Source organism: Paenibacillus forsythiae T98, from assembly GCF_000520735.1.
In the GTDB taxonomy this organism is placed as follows: domain Bacteria; phylum Bacillota; class Bacilli; order Paenibacillales; family Paenibacillaceae; genus Paenibacillus_AQ; species Paenibacillus_AQ forsythiae.
The window spans coordinates 1-4,330 of record NZ_ASSC01000413.1 but is presented as its reverse complement, the minus strand read 5'-3'; the positions used below and the strand labels follow the sequence as shown (position 1 = coordinate 4,330).

Annotated in this window: 2 protein-coding genes; both read right to left on the bottom strand. The window is 52.5% G+C overall.

Going from position 1 to position 4,330, the window contains the following annotated elements:
- The coding region (locus L692_RS0113270; RefSeq protein WP_025700555.1) for a collagen binding domain-containing protein at window positions 1-2,993 on the bottom strand (2,993 nt) is incomplete at its 3' end.
- A gap of 662 nt (window positions 2,994-3,655) precedes the next feature.
- Window positions 3,656-4,087, bottom strand: coding sequence for a peptidylprolyl isomerase (locus L692_RS0113260; RefSeq protein ID WP_025700553.1), 432 nt, complete (start codon window positions 4,085-4,087; stop codon window positions 3,656-3,658).
- Window positions 4,088-4,330: the final 243 nt, after the last annotated feature.

Sequence of the window (4,330 nt, the reverse complement as noted above, 5' to 3'; positions counted from 1 at the left end):
GTCACGGACGGCGTAGCCGATGGCGTCACGGACGGTGTTGGCGAAGCGAGCTTATGATTGGTGATCGACAGTACAAGATTCGCTCCTGAACCAACGGTCACCGGACGCTCGGCAGTACCCGGAGCATAGCCTTCGGGAGCCTTGGTTTCCACCAATACGTAGCTTCCGGACAATATGCCGTTAAATTGAAGTGTACCGTCCGCTTCTGTCGTCTTTGTTCCAATCAACAAGCGTTCGCTTCCGTTCAGACGATACAAATTAAAGGTCGCTCCGGCGAGAAGCTTCGTCTGATCGCTCTCGTCAAGCTTCTTGACCGTCAGCACGCTTCTTGAGCCGCTGCCGGTTCCCGAACCGCTGGACACGCCGACGATAATCTCCTTCGACGTCTCCTTCGTTACTTCCACCACATTATTGCCGCTGAGCGTTACAGCATTCGTTACCGCTTCTCCGCTGCTGGCCGCGATCAGCGACTGATACTCCAGAATATACGCGGATTTAATGTCGCTTGTGAAGCTTAAGACGAATGTCTGCTTGCCTTCATTCGTTGTGGTGATGTCCAGGGTATAATCCGTCCCCTTTACAAGCTCCGGACCGGCTTTGGTCACCGTGCCGTTCTCGGCAACGGACGTAGGATACAAATGGAATGAATCGGTCAGCAGCATTTGATTCGCGCTTCCGATATCCGTTAGCTTCGCATCCTTGATGAAAGATTGAGTCCGGTTGATATGAATCGTCCAATTAATCTTGTCGCCGGCCTGGGCTCCGTTCTTGACGACATATTCTCCGCCAAAAGGAATCGTAACCTCGCCGGTCAGATCTCCCGATACCTTCTTATCCCCGTCATAGATTCTTGCCGTATTATAGGCTTTGGCATTATCGATAAGCTGTCCGTCCAGAGTCGTCTTAAACTCGACGTAAAAAGGATAATTGACCGGGTCCTTCAGCTTCACTCTCAGCACATTGTCGCTGCCGAGTGTAACCTCATGGTCCACGTTCAGGTCAGCCATTTTCCAGGTCAGGCCATTCGGCCATAAATACAGCTGTTTGATCTTCACCGATCCGGGAACCAGCTTCTGCGGCGCCTCTATGGCGTCAACAATCTCCGCATTTTGCCGCGGTTTGCCATTATAGTTGGCTCCGATCGACCAGGTGATTTCCTTGGATGCCGCATTGTACTGTCCATATTTGAATCCGTTGTTCTTGACCTCGACCCGGGGATTGAATACAGCCTTGGCCGAGGCGGTCCCGCCGTCCCAGGCAACGGTTGCCGTATTGTAGAATTTGTCCCCGCCGTCCTTAATGCCGTAATAGTCAAACCGCAGCTTGTAGCTGATCGTATATTCTCCGGTAATCGGCTTCTTGAAAGTTAAGGTGAAGCCTTTCCCTTGCACGACTGGCTGAACGTACTCCAGAGTATACTCCGAAGCGGCCAGCGCGGTGCCCGAAGCGTTGCGGACTACAAGGGACTCCGGAATAAACGTAAGGCCGCCGGAAGGAAAAGTATCCTTGACGACAACGTCGCTCATCGGATAGTTGTCCTCGTTAATCGTGATTTTCCAGTCTGTGATTTTATTGCGGTAATCGGCTCCGGCGGCATCGACCGTTTTAGTTATAATGACGGGATGAATATCTCTATTGTATTCCGCTTTATATGTGCCGGAGGTTACCGTGTTAAAAATCCGTTTCGAATCAAACAGACGACCTTTGTTCCTGCTCTTGTATTCGATAAAATAAGGCGTCGTCACATCCTGCGAAAACCGCAGCTCAAACCCGGTCTTTCCGTTATTGTTGCCGGGCGGGGAAGGCGGTTGGGTTACCGGCGCAAGCGTATAATCCGTTCCTTCCGCCAGCTGCGTGCCAACCGTTGCCTTTCCATCGGAATCCACGCTTACATTGTAGACTTTAACGGAGCCGGAGACCAACTCTTGACTGTCATTGAACAGATCCTTGAGCACGGCCTCGCTCTGCGGTATCTTTCCGTAGTTGTAATTGTATTCGATTCCCCAGGCGAGCGTCTGGGTGGAAGGCTCGTATCCCAACGAATACTTCTGCAGGCTCGGCGCGCGCTTAATGTCAACAGTTGCCGTAGCCGTCACCGGTGACCGATTGTCGCCGGAGAAGGACGCCGTATTCGTAAATTTCGTTTTGCTTAAGTCCGTAATCGCTGTGGAGAACACCAGACGGTATGCGCCTGTGATCGGGGAATCGGCAAACTTCAGCTTCAGCGCCCCGTCCTGAACGGCCAGCGTATATTTTGCGGAATCTACGAGAGCGCCTTGGCTCGCCGTTCCATCCAACTGGACGTCAAGCTGGTAGACAGCGGCAGTCGCCGTATCCGCGGTCAAGCCCGCCGGAATGGGATCGCTCAGCTCCGCGCCATAGACGGAATCCAGTGTCTTGTTCACATCGACCGACCACGCAATGCTCTGCGCGTTGTAGCCCTCCGGCGTCCCTTTCTTCTCGATAGTGGAGGCGACATTCGGCTTGAACCGCAGGGTGACGACCTGTGTATCCCCGTTGACCGGGAACAGAATCTCCTGAACCGTACTTCCTTTGATCACCTCTTTATCGAACTTGGTGCGGAGGCTCAGCGTTCCATGGACATTGTCATGGCTTTCAATAAAGCTGTTGAAGGTCATGACGACAAGATGGTTATCCTTGTTCACGGTAAAGCTGCCCACATCCCCTTCATCCGAGGCCAGCGGGCCGCCAACATCGTTGTACAGCTTGAACTGGTCGGGAAGATGGAAAGTAAACGTATCCCCGGCCTTGTAGCTATGCCCATCCGGCAAGGTCCATGTATAATTCAGCGTTACTTCAGAGCCCTGCTCGTACACGTCGCCTGTAACCGTCTCTCCGCCGGGGCCATAGACCGCCATTGAAACGCTGGTGATGATATCTGTGTCGCTCTCGATAGCACCCGCCTTCACTTCAGTTGTGAACCCGAGCCCATAGCTGTATTGGGCAACCAGCAGCAGGATCACGAGCCACATAGCGATTCTTTTCCTAATCAATTTCCGCAACGTCATCCTTTATTCCCCTCTCCCATGTCAATTGACGGTAAATACCGCTGTTCAAATCTATATAAATTGGATTGCCCGTTAACCAGGGGAATTGTCCATAACAATAAGTACAGCCATAATGGCTGCAAAAGAACCATTTATCCCGTTTTGCGCGCTTATGTAAGCTGACGCCCGTCTATCCTTTAGCTCCCGATGCCGGAGGCGCTTGCGCCTGTCTGCCGCAGCTGCCATCCTCCTGTCTTGACGATCCGGCGCTCCAAAAATACTATGTATGGCATGGTGTACGGTACCGGGGAGCGGCGGTACCACATATCCCTAATCTGTATTACCCACTTTTTCGCTTTCGATCTAGGTTTTTTTGTCTTCTGAAGAAAGAATAATTTGGTCGGCCTTGTTCATGGGACGATTCGGGGGTTCAGACCATCAGGAAGATCGTTCGCTGTAAGGAATAGAATAAGTCTACTATAGAGAACCAAATCTGCACAAGAGGTCCGGGCGTGGTAAATGGTGGGAGGCTGGCGTGGAGAGCGAAGGAATAGCTTGTTATATAGAAAAACCGGACGCACTCCGAATGAATCGGATCGTACGCCCGGCTTAATCCTGTCTCTTATGAGTCTGTAATTCCGGTATTGTTACGCTTCGTAGACTTCCACGGAAGTCATCTTGTCGCGGCCCTGGAAGGCGTCGACGTATTCCATGCCTTTTACAACCTTGCCGAATACGGTGTGCTGGCCGTCAAGATGCGGCTGCGGAGCATAGCAGATGTAGAACTGGCTTCCGCCCGTATTGCGTCCGGCATGCGCCATAGCAAGCGTTCCGCGCTCGTGCTTGTTCGGGTTGATCTCGCAGTTGATCGTGTAGCCCGGGCCGCCGGCGCCGGTTCCGTTCGGACAGCCGCCTTGGGCCACGAAGCCCGGAATTACGCGGTGGAACACAAGACCGTTATAGAACCCGTCGTTTGCCAGCTTTTCAAAATTGGCTACGGTATTGGGAGCATCCTGATCGAACAGATCGAGCAGCACCTCGCCGCCGTTCTCAAGTGTGATTTTCGCTTGTTTTGCCATATATAAATACCCCTTTCTTCTTGGACAAAATGTGCAATACTTTTACAGTTTACTATGAAAGTCTTTCCAAAGCAAAGCAGATGAGGCCGCTTCTGATGCCCCAAGATGTCTTCCCCGGACGGGGGAGGCCAGCGCAAAAGCTATGGAGCGCTAACGAGCCGAGCCGGAAATTCAGGCAGTCACCGTCAGCCACGGCACGGCAAAAAGCCATCACGGCGCATGATGCGCATGATGGCCTGCCAG